The organism is Comamonas terrae, assembly GCF_001544075.1.
Lineage (GTDB): Bacteria > Pseudomonadota > Gammaproteobacteria > Burkholderiales > Burkholderiaceae_C > Comamonas > Comamonas terrae.
Genome location: NZ_BCNT01000012.1, coordinates 54,680 through 71,826, shown reverse-complemented (window position 1 = coordinate 71,826; position 17,147 = coordinate 54,680). Strand labels below are relative to the sequence as shown.

The following is a 17,147-nucleotide window of genomic DNA, read 5'->3' as shown; positions in this document are numbered from 1 at the left end:
GGCTTTTTTCGAGCACAAAAAAACGCACCCTGCCGCGGCAAAGTGCGTTTCAAATTGTATCGCCTGCCTGTCGCATGCGTAGCCACGCGACAGCGGTGAAAGAGTTGTGACTGACGCCGATCAGCCTTTGTAGTTGGCGATGCCGTCGACCACTTCCTTCTTGGCCTCTTCCACGCCCTTCCAGCCCAGCACCGTGACCCACTTGCCCTTTTCCAGATCCTTGTAGTGCTCGAAGAAGTGGGCGATCTGCTTGAGCGTCAGCTCATGGATGTCGTCCAGCGTGTTGATCTTGTCGTAGGCCGGCAGCAGCTTCTGGGTGGGCACGGCCAGCACCTTGCCGTCCACGCCGGATTCGTCTTCCATCTCCAGGATGCCGATGGCACGGCAAGGCACGACCACGCCGCTGGGCAGGGGGAAGGGCGTCATGACCAGCACATCCACCGGGTCGCCGTCGCCCGACAGCGTCTGGGGCACATAGCCGTAGTTCACCGGGTAATGCATGGCTGTGCCCAGGAAACGGTCCACGAACACGCAGCCGGACTCCTTGTCCACTTCGTACTTCACGGGAGCTGCATTGGCCGAGATCTCGATCACGACGTTGAAGGTTTCGGGAGCGTTCTTGCCAGGGGTAACTTTGTCGAGAGCCATGATGGTAGGAATGAGATAAATGGAAAAACCAGTCCGCGATTTTAGGCGCAGGACCCTAACGCCGGCATTACAGCCGCCAAGAGGCGTCCGGTGGCGCCGGCTCTTTCATTCCCTCGCCTTCAGAAAAACCGCAGCAAAAACGCTTAAAACGCTTTCTGATCCTGCGTTCTCAGCTATCAAACCGATATCTCAGGCAAGCTGCCGGCGCCGCACGGGGCCGCTGCGCTGCTCGATCTGCTCCTGCACCGGCTTGCGCAGGCCCAGCGCAAAGCCCAGCTCGGCCAGCACGAAGAGCGGGCCTATCACCAGACCCAGCACATCGTCGAAGAAGGCCGGCTTGCGCCCTTCGTAGTAGTGGCCTATGAACTGGATCACCCAGCCCACGGCAAACAGGCCCAGCCCCCAACCCAGCCAGGCCGGGGCAGCCTGTGCCGCAATCGGAGCCGCCAATGCCAGCATGGCCAGCTGCACCAGCGCCATGGCCAGTCCATAGCGCCAGTCCAGCAGGCAGTAATAGGCCGTGGCGGCCAGCGCCGCGAGCAGGGCCAAAGAGCAGGGAATGCCGGCCACGGCCCGATCCGCCAGCTGCACGCGCGACAGCAGGATGACCACGGCCAGCATGATCATGGGCACGCCCACGTAATGCGTGAGGATGTTGCGCGGATCGCGGTGGTAGCTGGCGTACTGCGCCAATTGGTCGACTAGGGTTTTCATGCTTTTGTCTCCAGGAAGGCTTGTCTGACCATGGTGGTGCAGCCTGCAATGCTGCGTCTGTCATGCAACCGACACAACAGCTTCACAACATGCAGTCAACGGCCCTGGCCGGCGGCGCGGGATTGCCCTCGGCGCCGCGCCAGAGCCGTGCTTCCGTGAAAACCGACCCCTGGGCCATTGTGCAGACCGGTCGATGGTTCCAGGGCTTGCCGCCGGAGCTGGCCGGGCAGTTGCGCGCGCTGGCCCGCCCGCTCCATCTGGCGGCCGGCCAGTGGCTGTTTCGCCGCGGTGACCCGCCCTGCGGGCTCTATGCCGTGGCGCGCGGAGCGCTGACGATTTCCGGCACCGCAGCATTGGGCGAGCAGACCCGCACCGCCCTGCTGGCCCTGGTGGAAGCGCCCATGTGGCTGGGCGAGATCGCACTGTTCGACGAGGCGGCCCGCACCCATGACGCCTATGCCAGCACCGCCTGCCTGCTGCTGCATGTTCCCCACCAGCCGCTGCGCGATTGGCTGGCCGAGCACCCGCAGTACTGGCAGCATCTGGCCCTGCTGCTGACCGACAAGCTGCGCGCCAGCCTGATCGCACTGGAAGAGCAGACCGTGTTGCCCGCCCCCCAGCGCCTGGCCCACCGGCTCGTGCAGATGGCGCAAAGCTACGACCAGTGGACCGAAGGCCAGTGCTCGCGCCGGGAACTCGCGGTCTCGCAGGAGCAACTGGCCCGCATGCTGGGCCTGTCGCGCCAGACCACCAACCAGATCCTGCAGGAGCTGCAGCAGGCCGGCTGGCTTCAGCTGCGGCGCAGCAAGCTGGAAGTGCTGGACCTGGCCGGCCTGCGCACCGCCGCGCACCAGGGCCTGCCTGGCATTGCCACGCCGCGCAAGTCGTCTTGACGGCTGCGGCCTGCCCGGCTGCAAGCCTGCGCTGGCCCAAAGCCCAGGATCAAAAGCCCGGGATAATTGGCGGCTCCGACAGCAGGCCGCACCACCGCGCGCCATGGCTTCACCTGTCAAAAAAGTGCTGGACAGGCCGCTGCGGGCTTTGACAATTCCAATCTGCAGTGTTTCCTGGCGCGCGCCCGTACATGCTTTCGCCGCCCAGCGCCTTTGTACGCCCTGCGCTTTTCCGGGGCGCGCTGCAAGACATCAAACGACAACGGATACCCCATGCCCCTGACCCCCATCCCCAACCGCACGCCCCAGCACATGCGCGATGTGCGCTACCGCAGCTATGCACGAGAAGACGGGCTGTGGGACATAGAAGGCGAGCTCGTCGACCAGAAGACCCACGACATCGAGCTGCATGGCGGGCGCAAGGTGCCCGCGCACACGCCTATCCACCACATGTGGATACGCGCCACCGTGGATGCCAAGCTGGTGGTCCATGCCATCGAGGCGGTAATGGACAGCCATCCCCTGGAGCACTGCCCGCAGGCCACGCTGTCCATGCAGAAGATGGTGGGCTGCTGCATGGCGCGCGGCTGGCGCAAGGCCATCAACGAAAACCTCGGCAGCGTGGCCGGCTGCACGCACATGCGCGAGCTGCTGTTCAACATGGCCACGGCCGCCTTCCAGTCCGTGCATGGCGCCTTTCAGCCCTCCGACCGCAGCGAGCCGCCCCGCCACCTGGGCCAATGCCTGGGCTGGGACTTCAACGGCCCGGGCGTGGCACGCTACTACCCGCAGTTCGCCGGCTGGCAGCCGCTGCAGCGCCAGCCCCGTCCCGCCGAAGCCCGCTCCGCGCAGCCGGCCGGCACGGAATGAGGGCTTAGAGCGCCAGGATCCGGTGCCTCGGCTCCAACCTGCCGCCTGCCCGGACAAAGGCATTGGGGCACAATCGGAAACATGGCAGAACGTGTGATTCCTCTGGTCGACGAGCGCGCCGCCTCGCGTGCGGCGGTCGTCCCTTCCCTCCTGCAGGCACCCACGGGCCTGCTGCAGGACCGGTGGGGGCGTCCCTTGCACGACTTGCGCATCAGCGTCACCGACCGCTGCAACTTCCGCTGCAACTACTGCATGCCCAAGGAAGTCTTCGACAAGAACTACCAGTACCTGCCGCACAGCTCGCTGCTGAGCTTCGAAGAGATCACGCGCCTGGCGCGCCTGTTCGTCGCGCACGGCGTGCGCAAGATCCGCCTGACCGGCGGCGAGCCGCTGCTGCGCAAGCATGTGGAGCGCCTGGTGGAGCAGCTGGCCCAGCTGCGCACGCCCGACGGCCAGCCGCTGGACCTGACGCTGACCACCAATGCCTCGCTGCTGGCCCGCAAGGCACGCGCGCTCAAGGACGCGGGCCTGAACCGCGTGACGGTCAGCCTCGACGGCCTGGACGATGCGGTGTTCCGCCGCATGAACGACGTGGACTTTCCCGTCTCCCAGGTTCTGGCCGGCATCGAGGCGGCCCAGGCCGCAGGGCTGGACAACCTCAAGGTCAACATGGTGGTCAAGCGCGGCACCAACGACGACCAGATCCTGCCCATGGCCCGCTATTTCCAGGGCACGGGCATTGCGCTGCGCTTCATCGAATACATGGACGTGGGAGCGACCAACGGCTGGCGCATGGACGAGGTGCTGCCGTCCGACGAACTCATCGCACGCCTGCGCACGCAGCTGCCGCTGGTGCCGCTGGAGGCCACGGCGCGCGGCGAGACCGCGGTGCGCTGGGGCTATGCCGATGCGCTGGGCCGGCACGACCCTTCGCTGGGCGAGATCGGCGTCATCAGCAGCGTGACCCACGCATTCTGCGGCGACTGCAACCGTGCGCGCCTGTCCACGGAAGGCCAGCTCTATCTGTGCCTGTTCGCCACCCAGGGCTGGGACCTGCGCAGCCTACTGCGCAACGGCGCCAGCGACGAGGAGATTGCCGCAGCCATCGCCCCCATCTGGCAGCAGCGCGACGACCGCTATTCCCAGCTGCGCAGCGAGCTGCCGCCCAGCCATGCGCCTTCGGCGCGGCGCATCGAGATGAGCTATATCGGCGGCTGAGCCTCGCCTGGCGCCCTCTTTTTCTCCATGCCCGCCCTGCCATCGCCCCAGGACATCACCGGCTGCGTGCTGGCCGGCGGCCGCGGCGCGCGCATGGGCGGAGTGGACAAGGGCCTGCAGCTTTTCCAGGGCCGGCCGCTGGTGGTCCATGCACTGGAGCGCCTCGCACCCCAGGTGGGCGGCCTACTGATCAATGCCAACCGCCATGCCGACCGCTATGCCGAACTCGGCGCCCCTTGGAGCGCGGCCGTCTGGCCCGATGAAGAGCCGGGCTACCCCGGGCCCCTGGCGGGCTTTCTGAGCGGGCTGACGCACTGCCGCACCGACTGGCTGGCCTGCGTGCCCTGCGACACGCCGCTGTTCCCCCCGGATCTTGTGGCGCGCATGGCCCAGGCCGTGGAAGCAGCCCGGGGCGAGGCGGACATCGTGGTGGCCCATGGCCGGGAAATCTCGCCGTCCGCCCCGCCCGATGCCGTTGCCGAAATGCGTGCCCAGCCCGTGTTCTGCCTGCTGCGCGCTGCGCTCAGGAGCAGCCTGCAGGCCTTTGTGCGGGACGGTGGCCGCAAGATCGATGCCTGGACGGCAGGTCACCGCTGTGTGGCCGCACGCTTTGACCGGGCGGGCGAGCGCCATGTATTCGCCAACGCCAATACGCTGGACGAGCTGCATGATCTGGAGCGCCATGTGCGGCCTTGCGGCCAGGAACCGCTGCGTCCGTTGCTAGACTGAAGGGCTTTCCTGCCTCGGCCCCGCATCCGCATTCCTTCAGGAACGCGGATTGCCGCAACGAGGCGTCTGCCGAGCTTGCGCTGCAACATGCACGGCGGCCGCGCCACAAGCCGGCGGCCGGCCTGCATGCGGTTTGCGCAGCTGTCGACCTGATTCCTGTTTTGCCATGAATGCACCTTTTCAGCCCGCCGCCCAGCCCAATGCCCAGACCCTGACGACCGGGCAGGTGCTGCAACAGCTGTCTTCCATGCTCCAGACGCTGGGCCCGGTGACCGGAACCGAAACCCTGCCGCTGCTGGACGCGCTGGACCGCATTCTTGCCCAGGACGTGCTGTGCCCCGTCAACGTCCCGCCGCACGACAACAGCGCCATGGACGGCTATGCCTTCGATGGCGCGCTGCTGGCACGGCCACCCTGCGCGCAGGAGCTGCAGCTGCGCGTGGTCGGCACGGCCCTGGCGGGCAGGCCCTGGCAGGGCCGCCTGCAGGCCGGCGACTGCATCAAGATCATGACCGGCGCCGTCATGCCCGAGGGGCTGGACACCGTGGTGCCGCACGAACAGGTCCGGATCGTGGACGATGAACATATCCGCTTTGCGGCCGCCCGCCTGCAGGCCGGCGACAACCGCCGGCTGTGCGGCGAGGACCTGCGCCAGGGCGCCGTGGCCCTGGCGCGCGGCCAGCGCCTGACGCCGGCTGCGCTGGGTCTGCTGGCCAGCCTGGGGCTGGTGCAGGTGAATGTGCGCCGCCGCCTGCGCGTGGCCTATTTCTCCACGGGCGATGAAATCCTGGCCCCGGGTGCAAGCCCGCGCGAAGGCGCCATCTACGACAGCAACCGCTTCAGCCTGCAGGGCCTGCTGCGCCGCATGGGCGCCCATGTGCTGGACCTTGGCGTGGTGGCCGACGAGCCCGCAGCGCTCGAAGAACGGCTGCGCGAGGCCTCGGCGCTGGCCGATGTGATCCTGACCAGCGGCGGCATCAGCGCCGGCGAGGCCGACCATACGCGCGCCATGCTGCAGCGCCTGGGGCCCGTGCAGTTCTGGCGCATTGCCATGCGGCCGGGCCGGCCGCTGGCCGTGGGCCTGCTCCAGCCCCGCACGCCTGCATTGCTGACCGAGAAAAATGCCTCCAGCGCTTTGCCGGCGGGCGCTGGCAGCTCTGCAAAACAGAGCAAGTCCCTGGTCACCAGCCATCCGGCCGTGCTGCTGGGCCTGCCCGGCAACCCCGTGGCCGCCATGGTGAGCTTTCTGATGTTCGTGCGCCCGGCCCTGCTGCAGCTCATGGGCAGCAGCGAAGCGGCGCCCGTGCCCCTGCAGGTGGCCGCGGCCGAGCCGCTGGCCAAGCGCCCGGGCCGCACCGAGTACCAGCGCGGCATCGTGGAACGGGGCGCCGACGGCCGCACCACGGTGCGCACCACGGGCCCTCAGGGCTCGGGCGTGCTCAGCTCCATGGTTTCGGCCAACGCCATCATCGTGCTGGATGACGCGCAGGCCGATGTGCAGCCCGGCGAAATGGTGTCCGTGCTGCTGCTCGATGGATTGATCTGACCCGCCGGCCGCCACAGTTGCCGCCAGCGCCCATTCTTTAGGAGTCGAAAATGCCTTTTCAAGCCCGACATCTGGCCGCCGAACCCGAACGCACCGCCGTGGATGCGTTGCGCGGCGCCAGCCTGCTGGAGTTCGGCACGCCCTGGTGCGGCCATTGCCAGCGCGCCCAGCCGCTGATCGAGGCGGCCCTGGCTGCGCACCCCGGCGTGGAGCACATCAAGGTGGAGGACGGACCGGGCCGTCCGCTGGGCCGCAGCTACCGCGTCAAGCTCTGGCCCACGCTGGTCTTTCTGCGCGACGGCCAGGAAGTGGCCCGCCTGGTGCGCCCGCAGGCCGGGCAGGAGATTGCGCAGGCTCTGGAAAAAATCAACACCCCCTGAGGCGCTTCGAGCCATCCCCCAAGAGGGACGGCACCATCGCTGCGGGGCGGCGCGGCCGGCATAGGCCCTTGCTCGGCGCCCCCGCGCCAGGGTCTGCCAATTTCAGGGCTGACTGCCAAACCCATCATCTTCCGCAGTCGGCAAGGACTAAAGCCGGCCCAGGGCCATCTCCACGCCCTTGTTGGCCAGGGCGTCGGCGCGCTCGTTGCCGGGGTCGCCCGCATGGCCCTTGACCCAGCGCCAATCAATGCGGTGGCCGCTGCCCTGCACCAGGGCATCGAGCTTTTGCCACAACTCCACGTTCTTGACCGGCTCCTTCGAAGCCGTGACCCAGCCCTTGGCCTTCCAGCCGTGGATCCATTCGGTAATGCCCTTGCGCACGTACTGGCTGTCCAGGTACAGCACCACGTCGCAAGGACGCTTGAGGGCCGCGAGCGCCTGGATGACGGCCATCAGCTCCATGCGGTTGTTCGTGGTGCCCAGCTCCCCGCCGAACAATTCCTTCTCGGCCGTACCGGCCCGCAATACCGCGCCCCAGCCTCCCGGGCCGGGATTGCCCTTGCAGGCACCATCGGTATAGATCACGACTTGATTCAATTTGCTTCCTTGTAAGAACTTGCGCCATGGAGGCTGCCGCGCCTCCATGCGGGGCGGCTACGCCGTTCACGCCTGGTTTTTCGCCTGGGGCGCCACACGGCCGGCCACCGGCACGGCGCCAGGCACGGGCCGGCTGCGCCAGGCGCTGCTTTCGATCAGGCGCATGCCCTGCACGCGCTTGACGGCAACCACGCAGTATGCGCCGCCCAGCACCGGCCAGCAGCGGCGCCCCACCCGGTCCATGAACTCCCAGCGGCCCAGCCACTGCGCGCTTTGCGTGGCAGGACGATAACAGCCAAATTGCACGGCTTCGATCTCGAAGTCCAGCAGCCGCAGCCAGTCGCGCAGCCGCCAGTAGCCAATGCCCCAGCTCAGGTCGGGCAGATAGGCCGTGCCGCGCTCGGCGCGGCGCTGCAGGCCCAGCAGGCTGGCCGGATTGAGGCCGCAGACCACCAGCCGCCCTTCGGGCACCAGCACGCGCGCGGCTTCGCGCAGCGCGGCGTGGGGGTCGGGCGAAGTCTCCAGCGTATGCGGCATCAGCACCAGGTCGAGGCTGGCCTCGGAAAAAGGCAGGGCCCGGGCATCGGCCACCAGAGCGGCCGGCACGGGCGAGAACTCCTGGGCCGGCCCGGCCGGTGGCGCCGCGGAGCCCGCGGCCGCGGATGGCGCGGCTTCCAGATCGGCGCAGTTGTCCAGTGCCAGCCAGCGGTGCGGCATGCGGTTGGCACGCAGTCCCTGTAGCATGGGCAGGCCCAGCTGCACGCTGTGGTAGCCGAAAATATCGGCCACCGCCTCGTCGCAGCGTTGCTGCTCCCACTCCAGGAGATAGTGCCCCAGGGCAGAATCCGTCCAGTGATGCATCCCTATAATTTTGCAGCCCATGAACCTATTGCCCATTCCCGCATTTTCCGACAACTACATCTGGCTGCTCCATGACGGGCGCCAAGCCGTGGTTGTCGATCCTGGCGACGCAGAACCTGTGCTGCAGGTGCTGCGCCAGCGGGGTCTTGAACTGCAGGGCATTTTAGTCACCCACCACCATGCCGATCACACCGGCGGCGTGGCGGCTCTGCGCCAGGCCTGCCGGGCTCCGGTCTGGGGGCCGGCCCATGAGCAGCTGCCCGAACCCGTGCAGCGCGTGCAGGGCGGCGACGAGGTCCGGCTGCTGGGCGGCCCCTGGCAGGTGATTGACGTGCCGGGCCACACCAGCGGCCATATCGCCTATTACAGCACCCACGCGCTGGCGCAGCCCGTGCTGTTCTGCGGCGACACCCTGTTCTCGGGCGGCTGCGGGCGGCTGTTCGAGGGCACGCCCGCGCAGATGCAGGATTCGCTGGCCGCACTGGCCGCGCTGCCCGGCGACACGCAAGTGTGCTGTGCGCATGAATACACACTTTCTAACCTGCGATTTGCGCAGGCGGTTGAACCAAACAACGCCCAGCTTGCTCAGTACCTGGAGCACTGCCAGGCGCTGAGACAGGCCGGTCGGCCGACATTGCCCTCCACCATGCAGACCGAGCGCGAGATCAATCCCTTTCTGCGCACCCGGCAGGCGCAGGTGATTGCCGCGGCGGCCCGCTTCGACCCTCAGGTACAAACGCAAAGCCCGGCCAGCGTGCTGGCCGCCTTGCGCCAATGGAAAAACGTTTTTTGATGAAATTTCTACATTCCCTGTTGCTGGCATCCCTGCTCGTGCTTGCAGGTTGCGCCTCCACCAGCAACACCTCCGGCAATCTCGATGCCAAGTACCCCGACGGTCCCCTGACCCCCCTGAGCCGCGGCAAGATCAGCAGCTCCGAAGTCGCTTCGCTGGAAGCCACGGGCGACCTGTGGGTACGCATACGCCGCGGCTTTGCCATGCCCGACCTGGACCAGGACCTGGTGCGCGACCGCGAGCAGTGGTATGCGGCCCGGCCCGACTACATCCAGCGCATGACGGAACGCTCGAGCAAATACCTCTTCCACATCGTGGAGGAACTCGAACGCCGCGGCATGCCTACCGAACTGGCCCTGCTGCCCTTCATCGAAAGCGCGTTCAACCCGCAGGCCGTCTCCAGCGCCAAGGCCGCCGGCATGTGGCAGTTCATGCCGGCCACGGGCAACTACTTCGAGCTCAAGCAGAACGCCTTCCGCGACGACCGCCGCGATGTGCTGGCCTCCACGCGCGCGGCCCTGGACTATCTGCAAAAGCTCTACGACATGTTCGGCGACTGGCACCTGGCCCTGGCCGCCTACAACTGGGGCGAGGGCAGCGTGGGCCGGGCCATCAAGCGCAACGAGAAGCTGGGCCTGCCCACCGGCTATACCGACCTGCAGATGCCGGCCGAAACCCGCATGTACGTGCCCAAGCTGCAGGCCGTGAAGAACATCGTGGCCCACCCCGAGAACTTCAACACCGAGCTGCCGGTGATCGAGAACCACCCCTACTTCCAGGCGGTGAGCATCACCCATGACATCGACGTGGAGCTGGTGGCCAAGCTGGCCGACGTGAGCGTCAAGGACTTCAAGGCCCTCAATCCCGGTTTCCACAAGCCGGTGATCTTCGCGGCCGGCACGCCGCAGATCCTGCTGCCCTGGGACAACGCCAAGATCTTCCGCCGCAACCTGCAGGCCTACAACGACGGCCAGTTCGCCAGCTGGACCGTGTGGACCGTGCCTTCGACCATCAGCGTGGCCGAGGCTGCCCAGCGCGTGGGCCTGGGCGAGGCCGATCTGCGCGCCATCAACAACATCCCGCCGCGCATGCTGATCAAGGCCGGCTCGGCGCTGATGGTGCCGCGCGGCGCCAATGTGCGGGCCGATGTGGCCGGCCATGTGGCCGACAACGGCCAGATCTCCTTCGCTCCAGAGATCGTCACCCGCCGCACCACGGTCAAGGCCCGCCGCCACGACACGCTGGTGAGCGTGGCCAGCCGCTACGGCGTGAGTGTCTCCAACCTGGCCGACTGGAACGACCTGAAATCCACGGCCACGCTCAAGGCCGGGCAGTCCCTGGTCGCCTACCTGCCCGTGCGCACCGGCGTGGCTCGCGCCTCCGCACCGGCGGCGCATGCCGCCCGGGGCGGCCGAGCCGTGGCCCGTGCGCCCGCCAAGGCCGCCGCGCAGCCGCAACCGCGCGGCGGCAAGAACGCACCGGCGCCGCGCGGCGGCCAGCCCTCCAAGGTCAAGCGCCGCTAAGCCTTTGCCGGCGTGCCGGCGGAGAGAAAGCGAAGCAAAAAAAGGCCCGCGCCATGCCATGGCGCGGGCCTTTTTCATTCAAACTCCATAGCATCTACCGCTATAGCTGCCTGCGTTTTACAAACATATCCCTGCAAAAACCTGGCTACACCAGCGCTAGCAGCTATCAAAATGCAAAGGCTTCAGCGTCTGTCCACCAGCGCGTGGGCAATCGTGCCCAGGTCCACATATTCCAGCTCGCTGCCGATCGGCACGCCGCGCGCCAGCCGCGTGACCAGGATGCCGCGCGCCTTCAGCGCCTCTTGAATAGCATGGGCCGTGGCCTCACCCTCGGCCGTGAAGCTGGTCGCGAGAATCACCTCCTGCACACGTCCGTCGCAGGCGCGTTCGAGCAGCTGCTTCATGCCGATCTCCTTGGGCCCCACGCCGTCCAGCGGCGACAGGCGTCCCATCAGCACGTAGTAATAGCCCTGGTAGGCACCGGTGCGCTCCATCGCGGCCAGATCGGCCGGCGCCTCCACCACGCAAAGCCGCGCCGCGTCGCGGCCCGCATCCTCGCAGATGGAGCAGATACGGCCTTCGGTAAAGGTGTGGCAGCGCTCGCAGTGGTGCACCGACTGCACGGCCGACTCCAGCGCCCGGGCCAGCTGCAGCGCCCCGCCCTGGTCGCGCTGCAGCAGATGGAAAGCCATGCGCTGCGCCGACTTGATGCCCACGCCCGGCAGGCGGCGCAATGCTTCGATCAAGGCATCCAGAGATTGCACGTCCGACACGGGCTTGTCCTTTCTCACTCACCAGAAAAAAAGCGATCTGCCACTGCGCAGATCGCCTGTCTACTTTGCCGTGCGGCGCTGATGTCCACCCCGCACTCAAAGCGGTCGACACAAGCCAGCGAATCGCAGATTCGCGCTGGAGACGAGGCGCGTGACCGCAGACAGCACCAAAGGTGCGGCAAGGTCACGCAACGAAGTATCAAGGCTTGTGCTGGCCGCCGTTAAAAGGGGAACTTCATGCCGCCGGGCAGGCCAGGCATGCCGGCGGTGATCTTGCTCATCTTCTCATTGGAGGTTTCCTCGGCCTTGCGCACGGCGGCGTTGAAGGCGGCGGCCACCAGATCCTCCAGCATGTCCTTGTCCTCGGCCAGCAGGCTGGGGTCGATGGTGATGCGCTTGACATCGTGCTTGCAGGTCATCACGACCTTGACCAGGCCCGCGCCGGACTCGCCCTCGACCTCGATGTTGCCCAGCTCTTCCTGCGCCTTCTTGAGGTTGTCCTGCATGGCCTGGGCTTGCTTCATCAAACCGGCGAGTTGTCCTTTGTTGAACATGTGAATTCCTTCTTCTTTCAGGGGGAAAAACGAAACGCCTTATTCAGGCTGGATGGATACAGGCTTGATGCTGCCCGGCACGATCTTCGCGCCATGTTCGCGCACCAGCTTCTGCACCAGGGTATTGCTTGTCACGATCTCTTCGGCAATGCGCTGGCGCATGTGGGCGATGACCGCCTGGCGACGCGCCGGCGTATCGGTCACGGCACCTTGCTCCACCTGCAATTGTCGCGCATGGCCGGCTGCCTCCAGCGCGGCGCGCAGGCGCTCGCGGGCACCGGCCTGGTTGAGCGAATTGGTCTCCACGCGCAGCGTCCACAGATCGCCGTCGCGGGCCACGAGCTGGGACTGCAGCGCCAGCTGACGGCCCAGCGCCACGATGGCCTGCGCCTCGTCCAGCTGCTGCACCACGGCCTGCCAGACATCGCCGAGTTCCGTGCGCTCCACCTGGGGCACGGGCTGCGCGGAGGCCGGCGCGGCCGGCTCTTGCGCATCGGCATGCATTGGCAAAGGCTGGGCATCCGCGGGCAGGCCCACATCCACATCGGCGTCATCGCTCCAGCGCCCCTCGTCGGCCCAGGCCTCGTCGGGCATGCCCGCCCAGGCGCCATCGCCAGGGCCCGGCTCTTCGGACTCTTCGGGCGCCTCTGCAGCCGAGTCTTCGGCTTGTGCCTCTGGCTGCTCCACATCGCAAGCCGATGCCGGCGCTGCCTCGGGCTTATCCAGCTCCGCATGCTGCTCGGGCTCTGCCAGCGAAACCACGACCTCCGCCACAGGCTCCGGTTGGGCGGCAGGCACAGCAGCCTTTGCAGACACCGCTTCGGGTTGAACCGATGCAATGCGGATTTCAGCCACCGGCGGCTGGGGTGTGGCCGCCGCAGCGGACGCCGCCGACCTGATCGCGGACACGGGAGGCACAGCCACGGGCGCCATTGCAGGAGCAGCCGTGGACGCCGGCGCAGATACCGGCTCGGCCTCGGCAGGCCTACTCAGCTGCGGAGTTTTTTTTTCAGCCGTGCCGTCGGCGGCGGCTTGGTCGTCGGAAGGCTGCACGGAAGGCACGAAGTCCTGCGGCTTGAAGGCCAGCAGCCGCAGCAGCGCCATGGTCAGCGCTGCATATTCGTCGGGTGCGAGGCCCAGCTCGGTGCGGCCATGCAGGCAGATGCTGTAGAGCAGCTGCGTCTCGTCGCGCGGCATCCGCTGCGCCAGGCGCGCCACCTCGGCGGCTTCCGGATCGCTGGCATCCGGCGCCATGCCGGGCACGGCCTGCAGCACGGCCATGCGCTGCAGAACCGCACACATTTCCTCCAGGGTGGAGGCGGCCGACAGGCCGTTGTGGCGCAGCTGCTCCGCGGTCTCCACCACCGTGCGGCCGTCGCCGCCCGCCAGCGCATCGATCAGCCTGAACACATGGCTGCGGTCCACGCTGCCCAGCATCTGGCGCACCGCAGCTTCCTGCAGCTGGCCGCTGCCGAACGCAATCGCCTGGTCGGTCAGGCTCAGCGCATCGCGCATGGAGCCGCGCGCGGCGCGCGACAGCAGGCGCAGCGCCTGGGACTCGGCAGGCACGTTTTCCCTGGCCAGCACCTGGGTCAGGTGCTCGAGCACGGTCTCGGGCGCCATGGGCCGCAGGTTGAACTGCAGGCAACGCGAAAGCACGGTAACCGGTACCTTCTGCGGATCCGTCGTGGCCAGCACGAACTTCAGGTATTCGGGCGGCTCTTCCAGCGTCTTGAGCATGGCGTTGAATGCCGTGTTCGTGAGCATGTGCACTTCGTCGATCATGAAGACCTTGAAGCGCCCCTGCACCGGCTTGTACACCGCCTGCTCCAGCAGGCTCTGCACCTCGTCCACGCCACGGTTGGAGGCCGCGTCGAGTTCGGTGTAGTCCGGAAACCGTCCGCTATCGATTTCAGTGCAGGCTGCGCAGATCCCGCAAGGCGTGGCAGTGATTCCGCCATTGCCATCGGCGCCCTGGCAATTGAGCGACTTGGCCAGGATGCGCGACACCGTGGTCTTGCCCACGCCGCGCGTTCCCGTGAACAGGTAGGCATGGTGCAGGCGCTGCTGCGTGAGCGCATTGGTCAGGGCCTGCACGACGTGCTCCTGCCCCACCATTTCGGAGAAGGTTCGGGGCCGGTATTTGCGAGCGAGCACTAAATAAGACATAGACGCCGATTCTACGAGGCCGGGCCCATGTCCCTGCCGGTGGATGCGCCAGTTCCCCAACTTTCACGCCGCCGGTCGCCGGGGCGGCCCTCGGATTGCCTTTATAATCGGCACTGACGGGCCTCCTCGCATGGGGAAGCGGCCAACCGGGTCAGGTGGGGAACCAAGCAGCCCTAACTGTGAAACCAGTGCCGAGGGTAAGGCTCGTCAACCTCATTTCAAAGATTCTTGCAGCTCGGGAACCTGAGTCCTCGCAAGAACTTCCCAGCCTCTTGCGCACAGCTTCGCTGCACTTGCCGCTTCAACCAGGAGCCTCTGGAGGCGGCAGGCCAGAGCAAGCGGCATTCCCCACGGGTGACATCGGCACCTGCAGAGCAGGACCGGCCCGCTCCTTGCCAAGACCAGACAATGACCACGCCCTTCATCCGCCGGGCAACGCCTGGCGACACCGATGCCGTCCTGCGCATTCTGCGTCAGACCTATGAGGCCACATGGAAGCCCGAGCTGACGCCAGATGCCATCGCCCGATTCGAGCGCTCGGGCCATACCCGGCGCTATGTGGACGAGCGCCTCTGCGCCATGTACGTCGCCGAATCAGGCGAGGAAGTCGCGGGCCTGATCGACTGGGACAAGGATTTCATCGATGCCCTGCATGTCTCTCCGGACCATCAGCGGCACGGCATCGGCAGCAAGCTGCTGCTGCAGGCCGAGGCCGCCATCGCAGCGGCCGGCCATGCGCAGGTGCGGCTGGAGACGGACACCTTCAACCATGCGGCACGCAGCTTCTATCTGCGCCACGGGTATGCCGAAACAGGCTTTTATCCCGACGAGGAATGGCATAGCGGCTTCACCACCGTGCAGATGACCAAGAAGCTCTGATCCGAGCATTGCCCGACCTGCAGGCAAGCTTCCTGAATGCGGCGGGCCGCCCTTCGGCTATTCGAGATATTCGGCAACGCCCGCCGCCACATGCACGCCCGAAGACAGGCAGGCCGTGAGCAGGTAGCCGCCTGTGGGCGCCTCCCAGTCCAGCATTTCGCCCGCGCAGAATACGCCGGGCAGGGCCTTGCACATGCCGCGCGCATCCAGCGCCTCCAGGCGCACACCGCCGGCCGTGCTGATGGCCTCGTCCATGGGCCGAGGCGCCACCACGGTCACCGGCAGGGCCTTGATGCCGGCAGCCAGTCGCTCGGCGTCATCCATTCCCTGCCTGCCCAGCACTTCATAGAGCAGGCCGGCCTTGATGCCGTCGATGCCCAGGCGCCCCTTGAGATGGCTGCTGAGGCTGCGCGAGCCCCTGGGGCGCAGCACCTCTGCGCACACACGCTCGGCGCTCCATTGGGGCAGCAGATCCAGCTCGACGCGGGCCTGTCCCTGGCGCGCGATGCAGTCGCGCAGCAAGGATGAGACCGCGTAGATGAGGCTGCCTTCCACACCGGTTTGCGTTGCCACGAACTCGCCCTGGCGGAAGAACTCCTGCCCCCTATCGTCCACAAACCGCAGGGCTACCGACTTGAAGGGCTGGCCGGCAAAGCGCTGCACAAACACGGGGCTCCAGCCGCCGCGCACATCGAAGCCGCAGTTGGCCGCCTGCAAGGGTGCGACATCCACCCCCCTGCCCTGCAGCAAGCCCACCCAGGCGCCATCGGAGCCCAGCCGGGCCCAGCTGCCGCCTCCGGTCGCCAGCACTAGGGCCCGGCACCGGACCCGCACCTCGCCGGTCTCGCTGCGCAGCAAGGGCAGGCCGTCGGCCGACCAGCCCAGCCAGCGATGGCGCATATGGAAATGCACGCCCAGCGCCTTCAGGCGTAGCAGCCAGGCACGCAGCAGCGGCGCGGCTTTCATGTCCGACGGGAAGACCCGGCCGGACGTGCCCACAAAGGTATCGAAACCCAGGCCCCGCACCCAGTCGCACAGTTGCTGCGCCCCCCAGCGCTCCAGCCAGGGCTGCAGGTCGGCGCTGCGCTGGCCGTACCGGCCGACGAAGGCCTCGAAGGCTTCGGAGTGCGTGAGGTTCAGCCCTCCCTTGCCGGCCATCAGGAACTTGCGCGCCGCCGACGGCTTGGCCTCGAACACGCGCACCGACAGCCCGGTTTGCGCCAGGCGCTCGGCCGCCATCAATCCCGCAGGCCCGGCACCGACGACCGCGACATCACACGCCAACAACGACCCAGCCGCAGCCCCATCCAACTCCATAACCCACCTGTATTGCATGCATTGCGCTGTTCAGGGCAGGCCGAGCCCCCCTCTTCAGCAAGGCTGCGCAGAATACCACCGCCCACCGGGCTGCACCGCCATGCGGACTTGGGGAATGCAAGTGCTCATGGCGCCGAAGGCGGCGGCGTCCGCATGGCATTCGCTATGGGCGCCATAGCAGCAAACAACCGGCCACACTCAAGGCCTGGAGATGAGTTTCTGTCACAATGAAGTCATCCGGCGAGCTTCTCGCCGCTTTCTTTCGACCGAGAAAACCAGGACTCAAAATGGCCAGCGAATTGATCAAGCACATCACCGATGCAAGCTTTGAATCCGACGTACTGCAACCCGGCACCACGGTTCTCGTGGACTACTGGGCCGAGTGGTGCGGCCCCTGCAAGATGATTGCCCCCATCCTGGACGAAGCCGCAGGCACCTACAAGGACAAGCTGCAGATCGCCAAGATGAACGTGGACGAGAACCGCGAGATCCCCGCCAAGTTCGGCATCCGCGGCATTCCCACGCTGATGCTGTTCAAGGACGGCCAGCTGGCTGCCACCAAGGTGGGCGCGCTGAACAAAACCCAGCTGTCGGCCTTCCTGGACCAGCATCTGGCCTGAGTTGCTCCCATCGGCCAGGCGCGCGTCCTGGCCGATTCCATTTCCTCTTTCTCCAGGCCTACA

At 66.9% G+C, this 17,147-nt stretch carries 18 protein-coding genes and 1 other RNA gene; 11 read left to right on the top strand and 8 right to left on the bottom strand.

Going from position 1 to position 17,147, the window contains the following annotated elements; genetic code table 11:
• Nucleotides 1–120: 120 nt before the first annotated feature.
• Both ppa and Cte04_RS16040 read right to left on the bottom strand, forming a co-directional pair.
• The gene (gene ppa / locus Cte04_RS16045) at nucleotides 121–648 is read right to left on the bottom strand and encodes an inorganic diphosphatase (protein WP_066480429.1); all 528 of its coding nucleotides are present in this window, start codon (nucleotides 646–648) and stop codon (nucleotides 121–123) included.
• A 189-nt stretch (nucleotides 649–837) separates the two neighbouring features.
• A complete protein-coding gene (locus Cte04_RS16040) occupies nucleotides 838–1,362 on the bottom strand; it encodes an Mpo1 family 2-hydroxy fatty acid dioxygenase (RefSeq protein WP_066480427.1) in 525 nt (174 codons plus the stop codon).
• 89 nt (nucleotides 1,363–1,451) lie between these two features.
• Between Cte04_RS16040 and Cte04_RS16035 the strand changes: the two genes are divergently transcribed.
• From Cte04_RS16035 to Cte04_RS16010, 6 genes are all read left to right on the top strand, one after another.
• A complete protein-coding gene (locus tag Cte04_RS16035; protein ID WP_174522940.1) occupies nucleotides 1,452–2,255 on the top strand; it encodes a Crp/Fnr family transcriptional regulator in 804 nt (267 codons plus the stop codon).
• 273 nt (nucleotides 2,256–2,528) lie between these two features.
• Entirely contained in the window at nucleotides 2,529–3,125 is a 597-nt protein-coding gene (locus Cte04_RS16030) for a DUF2889 domain-containing protein (protein ID WP_066480561.1), read from the top strand.
• Between the two features lie 81 nt (nucleotides 3,126–3,206).
• On the top strand, nucleotides 3,207–4,343 hold the full coding sequence (gene moaA / locus Cte04_RS16025; RefSeq protein ID WP_066480425.1) for a GTP 3',8-cyclase MoaA: 1,137 nt from the start codon (nucleotides 3,207–3,209) through the stop codon (nucleotides 4,341–4,343).
• Between the two features lie 27 nt (nucleotides 4,344–4,370).
• A complete protein-coding gene (mobA, locus tag Cte04_RS16020; protein ID WP_066480421.1) occupies nucleotides 4,371–5,072 on the top strand; it encodes a molybdenum cofactor guanylyltransferase MobA in 702 nt (233 codons plus the stop codon).
• A 166-nt stretch (nucleotides 5,073–5,238) separates the two neighbouring features.
• Complete coding sequence (moeA, locus tag Cte04_RS16015; protein ID WP_066480419.1) at nucleotides 5,239–6,618, top strand: molybdopterin molybdotransferase MoeA; 1,380 nt, start codon at nucleotides 5,239–5,241, stop codon at nucleotides 6,616–6,618.
• 50 nt (nucleotides 6,619–6,668) lie between these two features.
• Complete coding sequence (locus Cte04_RS16010) at nucleotides 6,669–6,998, top strand: thioredoxin family protein (RefSeq protein WP_066480417.1); 330 nt, start codon at nucleotides 6,669–6,671, stop codon at nucleotides 6,996–6,998.
• 147 nt (nucleotides 6,999–7,145) lie between these two features.
• Here the strand turns inward: Cte04_RS16010 and rnhA are convergent, their stop codons facing one another.
• The gene (rnhA, locus tag Cte04_RS16005) at nucleotides 7,146–7,595 is read right to left on the bottom strand and encodes a ribonuclease HI (RefSeq protein ID WP_066480413.1); all 450 of its coding nucleotides are present in this window, start codon (nucleotides 7,593–7,595) and stop codon (nucleotides 7,146–7,148) included.
• Between the two features lie 66 nt (nucleotides 7,596–7,661).
• Nucleotides 7,662–8,456 (bottom strand): class I SAM-dependent methyltransferase, encoded by a 795-nt coding sequence (locus Cte04_RS16000; protein WP_066480410.1) that lies wholly within the window; start codon nucleotides 8,454–8,456, stop codon nucleotides 7,662–7,664.
• Nucleotides 8,457–8,475: 19 nt separating this feature from the next.
• Between Cte04_RS16000 and gloB the strand changes: the two genes are divergently transcribed.
• Nucleotides 8,476–9,249: a hydroxyacylglutathione hydrolase gene (gene gloB / locus Cte04_RS15995; RefSeq protein WP_066480409.1), complete on the top strand. Its 774-nt coding sequence runs from the start codon at nucleotides 8,476–8,478 to the stop codon at nucleotides 9,247–9,249.
• Complete coding sequence (locus Cte04_RS15990) at nucleotides 9,249–10,772, top strand: transglycosylase SLT domain-containing protein (RefSeq protein WP_066480408.1); 1,524 nt, start codon at nucleotides 9,249–9,251, stop codon at nucleotides 10,770–10,772. The genes gloB and Cte04_RS15990 overlap by 1 nt, the downstream gene beginning before the upstream one ends.
• Before the next feature lie 182 nt (nucleotides 10,773–10,954).
• Here the strand turns inward: Cte04_RS15990 and recR are convergent, their stop codons facing one another.
• The 3 genes from recR to dnaX all read right to left on the bottom strand — a co-directional run bounded on the left by recR (nucleotide 10,955) and on the right by dnaX (nucleotide 14,268).
• A complete protein-coding gene (gene recR, locus Cte04_RS15985; RefSeq protein ID WP_066480557.1) occupies nucleotides 10,955–11,545 on the bottom strand; it encodes a recombination mediator RecR in 591 nt (196 codons plus the stop codon).
• Nucleotides 11,546–11,766: 221 nt separating this feature from the next.
• Entirely contained in the window at nucleotides 11,767–12,099 is a 333-nt protein-coding gene (locus Cte04_RS15980; protein WP_066480407.1) for a YbaB/EbfC family nucleoid-associated protein, read from the bottom strand.
• Between the two features lie 39 nt (nucleotides 12,100–12,138).
• Nucleotides 12,139–14,268 carry a DNA polymerase III subunit gamma/tau gene (gene dnaX / locus Cte04_RS15975; protein WP_066480405.1) on the bottom strand — a complete coding sequence of 710 codons (2,130 nt, stop codon included), beginning with the start codon at nucleotides 14,266–14,268 and terminating at the stop codon, nucleotides 12,139–12,141.
• Between the two features lie 115 nt (nucleotides 14,269–14,383).
• On the opposite strand from dnaX, the gene ffs reads away from it, so the two are divergent.
• Nucleotides 14,384–14,480, top strand: an RNA gene (gene ffs, locus Cte04_RS15970) — signal recognition particle sRNA small type.
• A 196-nt stretch (nucleotides 14,481–14,676) separates the two neighbouring features.
• Nucleotides 14,677–15,147, top strand: a complete 471-nt coding sequence (locus Cte04_RS15965; protein ID WP_066480403.1) for a GNAT family N-acetyltransferase — start codon at nucleotides 14,677–14,679, stop codon at nucleotides 15,145–15,147.
• A gap of 57 nt (nucleotides 15,148–15,204) precedes the next feature.
• Here Cte04_RS15965 and Cte04_RS15960 read toward each other — a convergent pair whose 3' ends face one another.
• Nucleotides 15,205–16,464, bottom strand: coding sequence for a TIGR03862 family flavoprotein (locus Cte04_RS15960; RefSeq protein ID WP_066480401.1), 1,260 nt, complete (start codon nucleotides 16,462–16,464; stop codon nucleotides 15,205–15,207).
• A gap of 287 nt (nucleotides 16,465–16,751) precedes the next feature.
• Here Cte04_RS15960 and trxA point away from each other — a divergent pair, with 287 nt between their 5' ends.
• Nucleotides 16,752–17,084 carry a thioredoxin TrxA gene (trxA, locus tag Cte04_RS15955; RefSeq protein WP_066480396.1) on the top strand — a complete coding sequence of 111 codons (333 nt, stop codon included), beginning with the start codon at nucleotides 16,752–16,754 and terminating at the stop codon, nucleotides 17,082–17,084.
• Nucleotides 17,085–17,147 lie beyond the last annotated feature (63 nt).